13 protein-coding genes are annotated in these 14414 nt (G+C 68.5%); 5 read left to right on the top strand and 8 right to left on the bottom strand.

All coding sequences use genetic code 11. From position 1 onward, the window contains the following. Window positions 1-4 precede the first annotated feature (4 nt). From ACSVC7_RS20550 to ACSVC7_RS20565, 4 genes are all read right to left on the bottom strand, one after another. Window positions 5-847 (bottom strand): urease accessory protein UreD, encoded by an 843-nt coding sequence (locus tag ACSVC7_RS20550; RefSeq protein WP_448206249.1) that lies wholly within the window; start codon window positions 845-847, stop codon window positions 5-7. After that, window positions 840-3188 carry a xanthine dehydrogenase molybdopterin binding subunit gene (gene xdhB / locus ACSVC7_RS20555; RefSeq protein WP_448206250.1) on the bottom strand — a complete coding sequence of 783 codons (2349 nt, stop codon included), beginning with the start codon at window positions 3186-3188 and terminating at the stop codon, window positions 840-842. The genes ACSVC7_RS20550 and xdhB overlap by 8 nt, the downstream gene beginning before the upstream one ends. Next, the gene (gene xdhA, locus ACSVC7_RS20560) at window positions 3181-4635 is read right to left on the bottom strand and encodes a xanthine dehydrogenase small subunit (RefSeq protein ID WP_448206251.1); all 1455 of its coding nucleotides are present in this window, start codon (window positions 4633-4635) and stop codon (window positions 3181-3183) included. The genes xdhB and xdhA overlap by 8 nt, the downstream gene beginning before the upstream one ends. A 146-nt stretch (window positions 4636-4781) precedes the next feature. Beyond that, complete coding sequence (locus ACSVC7_RS20565; protein WP_448206252.1) at window positions 4782-5483, bottom strand: LuxR C-terminal-related transcriptional regulator; 702 nt, start codon at window positions 5481-5483, stop codon at window positions 4782-4784. Window positions 5484-5826: 343 nt separating this feature from the next. Here ACSVC7_RS20565 and ACSVC7_RS20570 point away from each other — a divergent pair, with 343 nt between their 5' ends. Continuing rightward, the gene (locus ACSVC7_RS20570) at window positions 5827-6486 is read left to right on the top strand and encodes a LuxR C-terminal-related transcriptional regulator (RefSeq protein ID WP_448206253.1); all 660 of its coding nucleotides are present in this window, start codon (window positions 5827-5829) and stop codon (window positions 6484-6486) included. A 59-nt stretch (window positions 6487-6545) separates the two neighbouring features. Here the strand turns inward: ACSVC7_RS20570 and ACSVC7_RS20575 are convergent, their stop codons facing one another. Continuing rightward, window positions 6546-7118 (bottom strand): type 1 glutamine amidotransferase domain-containing protein, encoded by a 573-nt coding sequence (locus ACSVC7_RS20575; protein ID WP_448206254.1) that lies wholly within the window; start codon window positions 7116-7118, stop codon window positions 6546-6548. Window positions 7119-7228: 110 nt separating this feature from the next. Between ACSVC7_RS20575 and ACSVC7_RS20580 the strand changes: the two genes are divergently transcribed. Then, window positions 7229-7849, top strand: coding sequence for a TIGR00725 family protein (locus tag ACSVC7_RS20580; RefSeq protein WP_448206255.1), 621 nt, complete (start codon window positions 7229-7231; stop codon window positions 7847-7849). A 2-nt stretch (window positions 7850-7851) separates the two neighbouring features. On the opposite strand, the gene nfi is transcribed toward ACSVC7_RS20580, so the two are convergent. Further along, complete coding sequence (gene nfi / locus ACSVC7_RS20585) at window positions 7852-8538, bottom strand: deoxyribonuclease V (RefSeq protein ID WP_448206256.1); 687 nt, start codon at window positions 8536-8538, stop codon at window positions 7852-7854. Window positions 8539-8556: 18 nt separating this feature from the next. Further along, a complete protein-coding gene (locus ACSVC7_RS20590) occupies window positions 8557-9870 on the bottom strand; it encodes a D-amino acid dehydrogenase (RefSeq protein ID WP_448206257.1) in 1314 nt (437 codons plus the stop codon). A gap of 276 nt (window positions 9871-10146) precedes the next feature. Here ACSVC7_RS20590 and ACSVC7_RS20595 point away from each other — a divergent pair, with 276 nt between their 5' ends. Continuing rightward, on the top strand, window positions 10147-11688 hold the full coding sequence (locus tag ACSVC7_RS20595) for a sigma 54-interacting transcriptional regulator (RefSeq protein WP_448206258.1): 1542 nt from the start codon (window positions 10147-10149) through the stop codon (window positions 11686-11688). On the opposite strand, the gene ACSVC7_RS20600 is transcribed toward ACSVC7_RS20595, so the two are convergent. Continuing rightward, window positions 11685-11915: an FmdB family zinc ribbon protein gene (locus ACSVC7_RS20600; RefSeq protein WP_448206259.1), complete on the bottom strand. Its 231-nt coding sequence runs from the start codon at window positions 11913-11915 to the stop codon at window positions 11685-11687. The two genes, ACSVC7_RS20595 and ACSVC7_RS20600, sit on opposite strands and share 4 nt — an antisense overlap. 178 nt (window positions 11916-12093) lie before the next feature. On the opposite strand from ACSVC7_RS20600, the gene ACSVC7_RS20605 reads away from it, so the two are divergent. Next, window positions 12094-12612, top strand: a complete 519-nt coding sequence (locus ACSVC7_RS20605; protein WP_448206260.1) for a gamma carbonic anhydrase family protein — start codon at window positions 12094-12096, stop codon at window positions 12610-12612. Between the two features lie 103 nt (window positions 12613-12715). Beyond that, entirely contained in the window at window positions 12716-14404 is a 1689-nt protein-coding gene (locus ACSVC7_RS20610; RefSeq protein ID WP_448206261.1) for an L-lactate permease, read from the top strand. The last annotated feature ends 10 nt before the right edge of the window (window positions 14405-14414 follow it).

The following is a 14414-nucleotide window of genomic DNA, read 5'->3' on the forward strand; positions in this document are numbered from 1 at the left end:
CGGATCAGACTTCCCACAAACGCGGCAGCCGGGTGGGCAGTCCGGCGGCGTTCGCGCGGAGATGCGACCACAGCGCGGCGTAGGCCCGGCGCACGGCCAGCGCGTCGCCGCCGAGGATGCGGACGACCAGCAGGCCATCAAAGGCCGTGGCCCCGACCCGAACGCCCGCCAACCCCTCCGCCGCCTCCCGCAAACTGGCAAGATACGCGCCCGCATCGGGGGAAGCGTGCAGCAGCGTGGCACAGGCTCCAGCCCCGGCGAAACAGGCTGGGTGCGCCAGACTCTTTGCAATGTCGCCGTCCAGATGCAAGGCGTCGGACCAGACAAGGCGCCCGTCGCGCACCACCTCCCAGGCATCGCGGACGAGGCCGTAGCTGACCGTCTCCCCAAAGGCGGCGCGGCCGAAGACCAGCATTTCTCCGGCGATCAGGCGGGCGTCGCCCTCCAGTTCCAGCCGGGTGAGGCGGCGCAGGCGCGAGCCTTCGAAGACGATGGCCTCCTGCGGCATCCATTCCAGCCAGCCGCCGGCCAAGACGCTGACGCGCGTGTCGATGCGGCAGTCGGCGCCGGTGGAGCGGTAGACCTTCTCCGCCGCCTGGGTCGTGACCAGCGCCTTCGCACCTGCGCCCGCCGACAGGGAGATGTCCAGCCGGTCGCCACCGACCATGCCGCCGGAGGTGGTGACCAGCACCGCCACCGGCAGGTCACCCGGTCGGGGGTCCGGCAGCAGCACCCGCAAGGGGTCGTGGTGGTAGAGCGTGGCGAGGCGCGTGGCGCCGCGGCGATGTTCGAACCGGACGGTCGCGGCGCCGTGGACGGCAACCTTCTTCAACACGGCCTCAACCACGGGCAGCCATCCTCGCCTTCACGTCTTCCACCGCCAGCAGCACCCGCTCCGGCGTCGCGGGCGCGTCGAGATGCACCGGCAGTTTGTGCCCGCCGACCGCAGCCACCGCGTCCTTCAGCGCCAGCCACGCGGAGATGCCCAGCATCAGTGGCGGCTCCCCGATGGCCTTGGAGCGGAACACCGTGTCCTCCCGGTTCGGGCGGGCGGTGTAAAGGGTCACGCGGAAATCCTCCGGCAGGGAACGCGAGGTCGGGATCTTGTAGGTGCTGGGCGCGTGGGTGCGCAGGCGCCCCTGTGGGTCCCACCACAGTTCCTCGCAGGTCACCCAGCCCAGCCCCTGGACGAAGGCGCCCTCCACCTGTCCCAGGTCGATGGCCGGGTTGATGGTGCCGGAGCAGTCGTGCAGCACGTCGGCGCGCGGGAATTTGTACTCCCCGGTCAGCGTGTCGATCAGCGCTTCGGTCACAGCCACGCCGCAGGAGAAGTAGAAGAAGGGCCGCCCTTCGCATTTCTCCCGGTCCCACCAGATCTTCGGCGTCGCGTAATGGCCGGTGGAGGACAGCGACACCCGGTTCAGGTAGGCGAGCTTCGCCACCTCCGCGAAGCTCAGGGCGTGGTTGCCGGCGAAGACGGCGTTGTCGCGGAACTCCACCTTGTCCGGCGTGGTGTGGCAGTGCTGGGCCAGGAAGTCGATCAGCCGGCCCTTGATGGTCCGCACCGCGATCCGCACCGCCTGCCCGTTCAGGTCCGTACCGGCCGAGGCCGCCGTGGGCGGGGCGTTCGGCACCTTGTCGGTGGCGCTGGCCGTGACCTTCACCCGATCCACGTCGATCTGGAATTCCTGGGCGGCGATCTGGGCCATCTTGGTGTGGATGCCCTGCCCCATCTCCGTCCCGCCGTGGTTCACCTGGACGGAGCCGTCGGTGTAGACATGCACCAGCGCCGCCGCCTGGTTCAGGTGCTTGACGGTGAAGGAGATGCCGAACTTCACCGGCGTCAGGGCGAGGCCCTTCTTCAGCACCGCGTTGCGCGCGTTGAAGGCGTCGATCTCCTCCCGACGGCGGCGGTAGTCGCTGTCCCGCTCGATCTGGTCGAACAGGTCTGCCAGGATCTCCGGCTCCTCGACGGGCATGCCGTAGGGGGTCACGTCCCGCCCCGATCCGCCGTAGAGATTCAACCGGCGCACGTCCAGCGGGTCCTTGCCCAGCGCGCGCGCAATCTCATCGATGACGTTCTCAATGGCGATGACGCCCTGCGGCCCGCCGAAGCCCCGGAAAGCGGTGTTGGACACCGTGTGCGTCTTGCAGCGGTGCCCGGTCACCCGTGCGGCCGGCAGGTAATAGGCGTTGTCGGCGTGGAACATGGCGCGGTCCACGACGCCGTTGGACAGGTCCAGCGACATGCCGCAGCGGCCCGCCAGATCCATCTCCAGCCCCTGGATGCGCCCGTCCTCGTCGAAGCCCACGTCGTACTGAACGAAGAAGTCGTGGCGCTTGCCGGTCATCGCCATGTCGTCGTCGCGGTCCATGCGGAACTTCACCGGACGCTTGGTGGCGTTCGCCAGCAGGGCGGCGATGCAGGCGATCTGCGCCGGCTGGCTTTCCTTCCCGCCAAAGCCGCCGCCCATGCGCCGGCATTCCACGGCGATGCCGTGCATCGGCCGGCCGAGCACCTTGGAAATCGCGTGCTGCACCTCCGCCGGATGCTGGGTGGAGGAGTGAACGAGCAGGTCACCGTCCTCCTTCGGGATGGCGTAGGCGATGTTGCTTTCCAGGTAGAAGTGATCCTGCCCGCCGACCTCCAGCGTGCCGGTCAGCCGCCGGGGCGCGCCCGCGACCGAGGCGGACGGATCGCCGCGCCGGAAGGTCAGGCTGGGGGAGACGAAGGACTCCTTTTCCAGCGCTTCCCGCGCGGTCAGGATGGGCGGCAGGTCCTCGTAGAAGACCTCCACCATCCGGGCCGCCGCGCGGGCCTGGGCCAGCGTCTCCGCCGCAATCGCCACGACCGCCTGCCCGGCATACTCCACCAAATCGGGTGCAAGCACCGGGTCGCCGGGCTGGATGGAGCCGATGTCGCCCTCCCCCGGAATGTCGTCGAAGGTGAGGACGGCGTGCACGCCCGGCGCCTGCTTCGCCCGCGTCAGGTCCATGCCGAGGATGCGCGCGTGCGCCTTCGCCGACAGGTGGACCGCGACCTGGAGCGTGCCTGGCAGTTCGGGGATGTCGTCGGTATAGGCGGCGGTGCCGGTGACGTGCTTGCGCGCACTCTCGTGCTCGATGCCGAGATGGACGCCTCCCTTGATCGGTCGGATGCTGCCGTCAGGGCCAACGATGTTATCCATGCGCAGCCTCCAGCGAGGGCGCTTCGGCCCCGGTCGTGTGCAGGTGGAAGCGCACCAGCAGGTTCTTCGCGACCAGCGCCCGGTAACGGTCGCTGGCCCGCATGTCGGTGATCGGCTGGAAGTCCCGGTCCAGCGCCGGCAGGGCCGCCGCCACCTCCTCCGCCGTCCAGGACCGCCCGGCCATGGCGGACTCCAGCGCCGTCGCGCGGGCGGGCGTGGCCGCCATGCCGCCAAATCCGGTGCGAAGCTCCGCCACCCGGCCGGCCTCGTTCAGCGTCAGCAGGAAGGCCGCGCAGACGGCCGCGATGTCCTGATCGCGTCGCTTGGACACCTTCCAGGTCGCGAAGCGCTGGCCGGGCTTGGGGAGCGGGATGCGGATGCGTTCCACGAACTCCCCATGCTTCAGGTCGCTCTTGCGGTAGCCGTGGTAGAAACGGTCGAGCGGCAGGTCGCGGCGGTCGCCGCCCCGGTTCAGCATCAGGGAGGCACCGAGCGCCAGCAGCGCCGGCATGCTGTCCCCGATGGGGGAGCCGTTGGCGACGTTGCCGCCCAGCGTGCCGGAATTGCGCACCTGTGCCGCACCGATGCGCCCGACCAGCTCCGCCAGTTCCGGAAGCCGCCGCTGGAGCACGGGCAGCAACTCGCTGTAGGTCACGGCGGCGCCGACCTCCAGCGCGTCGGCGCTCTCCTCGATGCGGTGCAGCTCCGCCACCTCGGACAGGAGGATCAGGTTGGGCAACGCGCGGCCCTGCTTGGTCACCCACAGGCCGACATCGGTGGCCCCCGCGACCAGCGTGGCGTCGGGGTGGGCGGCGGTCAGCTTCGCCAGCTCGTCCACGGTCCTGGGGACGTGGCAGCTTCCCGCCGTGCCGGCCAGGGCCAAGCTCCCTTCGCGCTGAATCGATTCCAGCAGGGCGACGATTCCCGCCTCCGCACGGTCGAAGCGGTCCTCGCCACCGTCGGCGGTCATGGCCCGCGCGGCGTCCATGATGGGGCGGTAGCCGGTGCAGCGGCACAGGTTCCCGGCCAGCGCGTCGTGGATCGCGCCATCCTCAGCTTTGCGGTCGGTGTGATAGAGCGCGAACAGCGCCATGACGAAGCCCGGCGTGCAGAAGCCGCACTGCGAGGCGTGGTTCGTCACCATGGCCTTCTGCACCGGGTGCAGGTCGCCGTCTTCGGAGGCCAGATCCTCGACGGTCAGCAGCAGCTTCCCGTCGACCATCGGCAGGAACAGGATGCAGGCGTTCACCGCCCGGTAGCGGATTTTCCCTTCGGAGGTCACGTCGCCCAGAACCACGGTGCAGGCGCCGCAGTCACCCTCCGCGCAGCCTTCCTTCGTGCCGGGACGGCCGTGGGCGCGCAGCCATTGCAGCACGGTGGTGGTCGGATCGACGTCGCGAACCTCCACCACCCGGCCGCCGAGAACGAAACGCACAGAGCCGGTCATTGTCCCTCCCGCCGGACCTTTCCGGCCATAGTGCCGGAAAGTCTCGGAAGGCCGCAATGCCGGCCAAGCCTCTTACCCACAAAGAAAGTTTTAGAATCCGGCCTTGGACTCTCGCGATCGGGCGAAGCCCAGCCTCAGGCCCAGGCTCAGGCGTCGTCGGGGAAGCAGCCGCTGCGGGCCGCGACCACGGCCACCTGCGTGCGGTTGCGCACGCCCAGCTTCTGCATGATGGCCCGGACATGGACCTTCACCGTCCCTTCCAGAACGCCCAGTTCGCGGGCGATCTCCTTGTTGGAGTGGCCGGCGAGCAGAAGCTGGAACACGTCGCGCTGGCGGTCGGTCAGGCGGTCGAGGATCTGCCCGCTGGGCCGCGACGTCTCCGCCGCCACGTTGCCGGACAGCACCGCGCGGGGCAGCGGCAGGAAGGTCTCTCCCGTCAGGGCCAGCGAGATCGCGTGTTCCAGCACGGCGGTGGAGCTGGTCTTCAGGATGTAGCCCCGCGCGCCCAGCCGCACGCTGTCCACGATGTCCGCCACCTCGTCGGATCCGGAGATGACCAGCAGCGGCTTGCTGCCCAGCACCTCCACCATGCGGCGCACGCCGTCACGCCCGCTGCGGTCCCCAAGGTTGAGGTCGAACAGCACCAGGGTCAGATCGGGCGTGCCGTCGACGATGGCCATCGCCTCTTCCAGCGAGCCGGCCTCCAGCACCTGCGCGTCGGGGTGGATCTCCCCCACCGACAGCGCAAAGCCATGCCGCACAAGAGGGTGGTCGTCCACCACCAGAAACTTCTGGGCCTTGTTCGACAGGGAACGCTCTTTGCCGCGCGTTTGCAGCTGAACTTCCATCGTTTGACTACCTCATCATGCCGTCGGCGGCCAAAGGAACCGAGGTAAACGGTTCAGCTTCAGCTCGACTTCCTTGTCCGGCGGAAAGGTATGTTCCTCACCCGATAGGACATATAAGAGGCAAAGTAGCGCGCATCCGCACTTAGATCGAACCATATATAGTCGGCTTCACCCAAGCGTCTTGCGCCACTCCCTGTCCACCCGTATAAATCATCAGGACAACCAGCGTAAAGCCCGCTTTTTCAAAACAATAAAGCGGACATTTATCCTTTTTCTCAGACGAAAAAGAAAAACGACTGATGCTGTGCACTGCTCGTCACGGTGGCGTCGCGGAGGAGCTTCGATGAAAACCTGGAACGTCATGCTCGTCGACCACGATCGGCTGTTTTCCGCAGCGCTTGGAACGCTCATAAGTAGCGGCCCGTTCCGCGTCTGCCATCATGCGGCCAATGTGGACGACGCTCACGCCGCCATCGAACAGGGGGTGGAACCCGACCTGATCGTGGTGGCGCTCGGCGAAGGCGGGGTGGAGGATGTCGGCGGGGTCAAGCACCTGCGCAGCGCCACCGGCGCGCGCATCGTGGTCCTGGCCGACGCGATCGCCGACCGTACCCTGTCGCTGTCGCTGAAGGCGGGCGCCGACGCCTATCTGAACAAGTCCATGTCGAGCGAGTCGCTGCTGCGCGCTCTGCAACTGGTCATGCTGGGCGAGGTGGTTTATCCGACGCACGTCGCGAGCCTGCTGATCGCCAACGTCAACGAGCGCCCCACCCAGGAACGCCCCCACCCGGTCAACAACGAGCTGTCGAAGCGCGAGGTTCAGATCCTCCGCTGCCTGCTCGCCGGCCAGTCCAACAAGGCCATCGCGCGCAATCTGCACATCACCGAATCGACGGTGAAGATGCACTTCAAGAACGTGATGCGGAAGATCAACGCCCAGAACCGCACCCAGGCGGCCGTCTGGGCCATTCAGAACGGCCTGTCGCCGCTGGTGTCGGCGTAAGGCCCTTTCCCCTCCCCCGCCCAGCGGGGGAGGGTCAGGGTGGGGGCAAACGCGCGCCCCTACTCCGCCGCGTGCCGGTGGCCGCGGTGCTGCCCTTCGGCAAATTCCTCGATCATCTTCCGGCAGAAGTCCGGCAGGTCGTCCGGCTTGCGCGACGTGACCAGGCCGCGGTCCGTCACCACGGCGCTGTCCTCCCAATTCGCCCCGGCGTTGCCGAGGTCCGTCTTCAGCGACGGCCAGGAGGTCATGCGCTTGCCGCGCACGCCGCCCGCGTCGATCAGCGTCCAGGGGCCATGGCAGATCGCCGCGATGGGCTTGCCGGACTGGACGAAGCTGCGGACGAAGTCGATGGCCTTGGGCTCCAGCCGCAGGGCGTCGGGGTTGATCACGCCGCCGGGCAGGACCAGCGCGTCGAATCCGTTCGGATCGGCCTGGTCGAGCGTGGTGTCCACGTCCACCCGGTCGCCCTTGTCGTGGTGGTTCCAGCCCTGGATCTGCCCGCCCTTGGGCGCGACGATGTGAACGGTGGCGCCCTCGTTGCGGAGCGCCTTCACCGGCTCCGTCAGTTCGACCTGCTCGAAGCCGTCGGTGGCGAGAACCGCCACGGTCTTGTTTGCGAGCGTCTGCGCCATGCTTCCACCTCCTCGGTTGGCATCTCAGCACAGCAACCGGCTTACCTCCGGGGAGTTCCCCGGGGCAGGGCTGCCATGCATACTGGCGGGCCATCAAAGGGGGACCTGCCATGTGGATGCTCGACGCCGACCGACGCACGCTCTGGGACGACGGGAAGCGGCGCTTCGATCCCGCGCGCCGTGCCTGGACTGAGGCCGAGGCGCCCGCCGGGCTCACGTCCATCGATGACGCCGAGGCGGTGCTCTGGCTCCAGCGCGAGAGCGGTTCGCCCTGCCGGCCGCCCGTCGGGGTGATCGGCCCGCGCGAGCCCTCCCCCCTCCAACGCCAGCTTGCCGAGCGCATCGGCGCGGAGCTGGCGACGCTCGGCCTCACCGTCCTGTGCGGTGGCCGGGCCGGCGTGATGGAGGCGGTGTGCAAGGGCGTGGCGGCGAAGGGCGGGGTCAGCGTCGGCTTGCTGCCGGGCGACGACTGGGACAGCGGCAACGCCTACGTCACGATCCCCGTCGCCACCGGCATCGGCGTCGCCCGCAACGCCATCATCGCCCGCGCCGCGCTGTGCCTGATCGCCATCGGCGGCGGCAACGGCACCCTGTCGGAGATCGCCTACGGCCTCCAGTTCGGCCGGCCGGTCTTCGCCCTGGCGGGGGCGCCTCAGGTCAACGGAACGGTGGAACTGGAGGGATGGAACGACCTGCTGCCCCGGCTTGCCCGCGTGGTGCTGGCCACCTGACGTCAGCCGTGCATACGCGACAGCGCGTCGGCGAGGCGGATCGGCTCCGGCAACCGCCAGCGCGGGGCGAAGCGCAGGACGAGCTGGATGCAGGTTTCCAGGCTGACGCGGTGGCCGGGCGAGACGAACAGCGGGTTGGTCCCGTCGCGGGTGCGCAGCGCCGCCCCGACAACCTCCCGCCGGTGCCAGAGCAGGGAGTGGGAGCCGCGCTCGTTCCCCAAATCCTCATAGCGGCCGATTAGGCGCGACTTGGCGACGCCGATGGTCGGCAGCCCGGTCAGAACACCGACGTGGCAGGCCAGCCCGAAGCGGCGCGGGTGGGCGGTGCCCTGCCCGTCGATGACCAGCAGGTCCGGCGGCTGCGGCAACAGCCCGATGGCCTCGACCATGGCCGGAGCCTCGCGGAAGGACAGAAGGCCGGGAACATAGGGAAAGCGGGTGGGACGGCTGAGCAGGACGCTGCGCGTCAGCTCCAGGCTGTCCGCGTCCATCTCCGCGGCGGCGGCCCAGGTCAGTCCACGATTTTCGCTGAAATGTGCATCCACCGCCGCGATGCGGCGCAAAGGCCCGAAGTCGTCGTGCGTCACCACCAGCCGGCGCAGCCGCTCCTGCATGGCGCGGGCGTCGGCCTCGGTGGTGGGCCAGGGTTCTGAAACAATGCCGTCCATGCCAGCGAGAACAGCCGGCATGGACGGATATTTCACACGTCAAGCAGTTGGGCGGGCAACGCCGCCGACGGCGGGACGACCCTGGGCGACCGCCACCGGGCGGCCGTAGCGCTCAACGGTCAGCCCGTCCATGTCGATCTCGGTCTGGCGCCCACCGACCACGTCGGCGACCACCCGGCCCGAGCCGGCGGCCATGGTCCAGCCCAGCGTGCCGTGGCCGGTGTTCAGGAACAGGTTGCGCACCGGGGTCTGACCGACGATGGGCGTGCCGTCCGGGGTGTTGGGGCGCAGGCCGGTCCAGAACTCCGCCTTTTCCAGGTCGCCACCGGTCGGGAACAGGTCGCTGACCACATGGTCCAGCGGCCCGCGCCGGCCCGGACGCAGCGTCAGGTCGAAGCCGGCCAGCTCCGCCGTGCCGCCGACGCGGATGCGGTCGCCGAGGCGGGTGATGGCAATCTTGTGCGTCTCGTCCATCACGGTCGATTCCGGCGCGCCAGCCGCGTTGACGATCGGCAGCGTCAGCGAGTAGCCCTTCACCGGATAGACCGGCAGGTCCAGCCCGAACGGCTTCACCAGCATCGGCGAATAGCTGCCCAGCGCCACCACATAGGCATCCGCCGTCAGCGTGCCCGTGTCGGTGACCACGCCGGTGACGCGGCGCCCGTCGCCCTCCAGCCGCTTGATACCGACGCCGTAGCGGAACTCCACACCCATCTCGGCGGCGAGCGCGGCCAGCGCGTTGGTGAAGCGGAAGCAGTCGCCGGTCTCATCGCCGGGCAGCAGCAGGCCGCCGACGATCTTCTCCTTGACCAGCCGCAGGGCCGGCTCAGCCTCCACGCAGCCGTCCACGTCCAGCAGGCTGTAGGGCACCTGGAAGCGGTCGAGCACCGCCATGTCGGTGGCCGCGGCATCCACCTGCTTCTGCGTGCGGAAGACCTGAAGCGTGCCCTTGGCCCGCTCGTCGTAGCGGATGCCGGTCTCGTCGCGCAGCGCCTTCAGGCAGTCGCGGCTGTATTCGGCCAACCGCACCATGCGGCCCTTGTTGATTTCGTAGCTGCGCTCGTTGGCGTTGGCGAGCAGCTTCAGGCACCAGGACCACATTGCCGGGTCCAGCTTCGGCCGGATGACCAGCGGGGAATGCTTCATCAGCATCCACTTGATCGCCTTGCCCATCAGGCCCGGCGCCGCCCACGGCGCGGAATAGCCCGGCGACACCTCGCCCGCGTTGGCGTAGCTGGTCTCCAGCGCGGGGCCGGCTTGACGGTCCACCACCGTCACCTCATGCCCGGCCTTCGCCAGATAGTAGGCCGTGGAAACGCCGATGACGCCGCTGCCGAGGACGATGACCCGCATGGAAAGGCTCCCGAAATCCCTGTTTCGTTTGCCTCCTTATGAGCAAGCCGAATGCCAACTGCCGAACATGGCGGATTTGCTGGGGTTTCACCGATGTCACTGACCACTGACCGTACACAACCGTTTACAGTCAGCGGGGCTTCAGAGGTTTAAGACCGACATCATCCATTTTTGACAATGCGTTAGCTCATCCGTACGCGAAACGTTACGCCGTATGTTTTTGTTTACACCGTACCTTTCCATGCTACGCTGCCACGAACCTTACCGGCTGCTCCCATGCGCATCGACGTCCAATTCGCCGACCGGGTCGGCATCGCCCACGAGATCCTGGCCGTGCTCGCCAAGCGGCGGCTGAACGTCGTCGCGGTGGAGGTGGACCCGCCGCACATCCACATCGACGCGCCGGAGCTGGACACCCAGTCCCTCAACCAGTTGGACATCGCGCTGCGCGGTGTGCAGGGCGTCCAGTCGGTCATCCCCATCGACATCCTGCCGGGCACGCGCCGGCGTCTGCACCTGGACGCGCTGCTGGCCGCCCTACCCGATCCGGTGCTGGCGGTTGACCGCGCCGGGCGCATCGTGGTGGCGAACGCCGCGGCGGCGGCGGTTGCCGGTGACACGGAGAGGGCACTGACGGGCGCCGACTTCGGCCGGCTGTTCGGGGATCCGGAGCTGACCGACGCGCTTGTCGACAGCGGCTTCCGCCTGCCGGGGCAAGAGGTGATGCTGAACGGCCAGCCCTTCCTTCTCGACGCCACACCCATCGTGGAGGACGGCCGCCCGGCCGGCGGCGTGGTCACCCTGTTCGCGCCGAGCCGCCTGGGCGAGCGCCTGAACGCCTTGCAGAATTTCGACGAGGGCGGCTTCGACCGCATTCTGGGCGACTCCCCACCCGTCCGCGCGCTGAAGGCCCGCGCCGCGCGCGTGGCGGCGGTGGAGGCGCCGCTGCTGATCCTGGGTGAGACCGGCACCGGCAAGGAGCTGATCGCCCACGCCTGCCACCGCGCCAGCCCGCGCCGCGACAAGCCCTTCCTGGCGCTGAACTGCGCCGCCGTGCCGGAGAACCTGGCGGAGAGCGAGCTGTTCGGCTATGCCCCCGGCGCCTTCACCGGGGCGCAACGCGGCGGCAAGCCGGGCCTGCTGGAACTGGCGCACGGCGGCACGGTCTTCCTGGACGAGATCGGGGAGATGTCGCCCTACCTTCAGGCGAAGCTGCTGCGCTTCCTGAACGACGGACGCTTCCGCCGCGTCGGCGGCGACCGGGAGCAGACGGTGGACGTGCGCGTGGTCAGCGCGACCCACCGCGACCTCGACGCCATGGTGGCGGAGCACACGTTCCGCGAGGATCTGTACTACCGCCTGAACGTCCTGTCGCTCCAGGTCCCGCCGCTGCGGGAGCGGGGCGAGGACATCCTTCTGCTGGCCCGGCACTTCATCGCCCGCGCCTGCGCCCAGGCCCGCCGCCCGCCCTGCCGGCTGACGGTGGCGGCCAGCGCCGCCCTGCTCGCCAACTCCTGGCCGGGCAACGTCCGCCAGCTGGAGAACGTCATCTTCCGCGCCGTGACCATGAGCGACGGCGCCTATCTCGACGCCGCCGACCTGGAGCTGGCCGGTGCCCGCATGGAAACCGACGCCGCCTCCGACAGCACGGAGGCCGCAAGCTGGGAGGACGCGCTGGAAGGATTCGAGCGCACGCTGCTGCGCCGGCTCTACCCGCGTTTCCCGTCCAGCCGGAAGCTGGCCGCGCGCCTGCGCACCTCGCACACGATGGTCGCGAACAAGCTGCGCAAGTACAGGATCCCGGACGGGAAGTCCTAAAGGCGGGATCGTTCGGCTTTGCTGTAGTTGCTGAAGTGCCCCTCCTTCGCGGCGGCGGTGCGGGCGTTCTTCAGGATGGAGCCCGACTTGCCCTCCGGCGCGATGCGGGAGACCAGCTTGTCCAGCTCCCCGCTTCCGCAGGAGGCGCAGACCGGCGCCTCCGACGTGCGAACCAGGGTCTCGAACTCGTGATGGCAGGCTTTGCAGCGGAAGGAAAACAGCGGCATGAGTCCTCGCGCGGATCGGGCACCGGACCGGGATCGCCCCGGCCTTCGGGAGCATACTAAGCCCATAAAGTTTTCATGGGAATACGGATGAGTCGGGCAATCCGCGCGTTGTAGCCTGGACTTGCGCTACCATGGCGCAGCCGCCACGGGGGCGGCCATAGAGAATGGGGAGGACTGGATGATCTACGCCTTCGACGACAAGGTCCCGCAACTGGCGACCGCCTGCTGGGTCGCCCCCAGCGCCACCGTGATCGGCGACGTGCTGCTGGAAGAGGACGTGTCGGTCTGGTGGGGCGCCGTGCTGCGCGCGGAGGAGGAGCGCATCCACATCGGAACCGGCAGCAACGTCCAGGACAACGCCGTCCTGCACGTCGATCCGGGCTTTCCGCTGACGCTGGGCCGAAACGTGACCGTCGGGCATCTGGCGATGCTGCACGGCTGCACCGTCGGCGACGGCAGCCTGATCGGGATCGGGGCCACGGTGCTGAACGGCGCCCGCATCGGCCGCGACTGCCTGATCGGCGCCCACGCCTTTGTTGCCGAGGGCAAGGAGATCCCCGACCGCTCCCTGGTGCTCGGGTCGCCGGGCAAGGTGGTGCGCACGCTCAGCGACGAGGACGTCGAGCGCATGCGCAGCCCGGCCAAGGTCTATCAGGAGCGCTGGAAGGCCTACGGCAAAGGTCTGCGCGCGCTCTGAACACTTGCGGGGTCGGCAATTGGTGAGGCTTGACGCCCGTACAGTCTCCATGTCGTATTGTTCGGTTTGAAAACAAATAAACCAATACAGTGCGAGGGAGAGAATGTGGAGCCAAGTCTATAACCCCATGGGCAGCGCGGCCTTGTCCACGCTGTTCGCAGCCGTGCCGGTGGCGGTGCTGCTCGGCCTCATCGCTTTCGCAAAGATGCAGGCGCACCTCGCGGCGCTGATCACGCTTGTGGTCGCGCTCGCGATTGCGATCTTCGTCTTCACGATGCCCAGCGGCATGGCGTTGGAGGCCGCCTATCTCGGCGCGCTGACGGGCCTGTTCCCCATCGGCTGGATCATCCTGAACGTCATCTTCCTCTACCGCCTGACGGTGGAGAACGGGTCGTTCCAGGTGTTGCAGGACAGCATCGCCGGGATCACGCCGGACCGGCGGCTCCAGCTTCTGCTCGTGGCCTTCTCCTTCGGCGCCTTCTTCGAGGGCGCTGCCGGCTTCGGCACGCCGGTGGCGGTGACGGGCGCCATCCTGATCGGGCTGGGCTTTTCGCCGCTGGCCGCGTCGGGCCTGTCGCTGATCGCCAACACGGCCCCGGTGGCCTATGGCGCGCTGGGCACGCCCATCGTGACGCTGGCCGCGGTGACCGGACTGGACGCCTTCGACCTTGGCGCGATGGCCGGGCGGCAGCTTCCCTTCTTCTCGCTGATGGTCCCGTTCTGGCTGATCGCCGCCTTCGCCGGCTTCCGCGGCATGCTGCAGATCTGGCCGGCCGTCCTGGTCTGCGGCGTGTCCTTCGCGGTGCCGCAGTTCGTGGTGTCCAACTATCACGGCCCCTGGCTGGTGGACGTGGTGGCGGCGCTGGTCTCCATGGGCTGCCTCGTCGCCTTCCTGAAGGTCTGGCATCCGAAGGAGATCTGGACCAGCCCGGCGCTGCGCAACCACAACGACACCAGCGCGGTCCCGCCGCGTCCGGCCTCGGTCGGCGCGGCCGCCACCCCACCCCACTTCCGCCGCCATGACTCCGGTGAGGTTCTGCGCGCCTGGGTGCCCTGGATCATCCTGTGCGTCTTCGTCTTCATCTGGGGCACGCAGACCTTCAAGGACATCGTCAACCCGCTGTTCTTCCCGAAATTCCCGATCGAGGGGCTGCACAACATGGTGCAGAAGGTCCCGCCGGTCGTGGCGAAGCCGACGGCGGAGGGCGCGGTCTTCAACTTCAACCTGCTCACCATGACCGGGACCGGCATCTTCTTGGCCGCCATCGTCAGCGGCTTCGTGATGGGCTACGGGCCGGGGCGCCTGCTGCGCGCCTACGGCCAGACGCTGTGGGTCGTCCGTTATTCGCTGATCACCATCGCGGCCATGCTGGCGCTGGGCACCCTGACCCGCTATTCCGGCGTGGACGCCACGCTGGGTCTGGCCTTCGCCGGGACCGGGGCGCTGTTCCCGTTCTTCTCGGCCCTGCTCGGCTGGTTGGGCGTCGCGCTGACCGGGTCGGACACGGCGTCCAACGTGCTGTTCGGCGGCCTGCAGAAGATCACCGCGGAGCAGTTGGGCCTGTCGCCGGTGCTGATGGCAGCGACCAACTCGTCGGGCGGCGTCATGGGCAAGATGATCGACGCGCAGTCCATCGTCGTCGCCTCCACCGCCACCAACTGGTTCGGGCATGAGAGCGAGATCCTGCGCTACGTCTTCTGGCACTCGATCGTGCTGGCCTGCCTGGTGGGCGTGCTGGTGATGCTGCAGGCCTACGTCTACCCCTTCACCGCCATGGTCGTGGGCGGATAGGGTCGTGTTG

The organism is Azospirillum mesophilum (assembly GCF_053470405.2).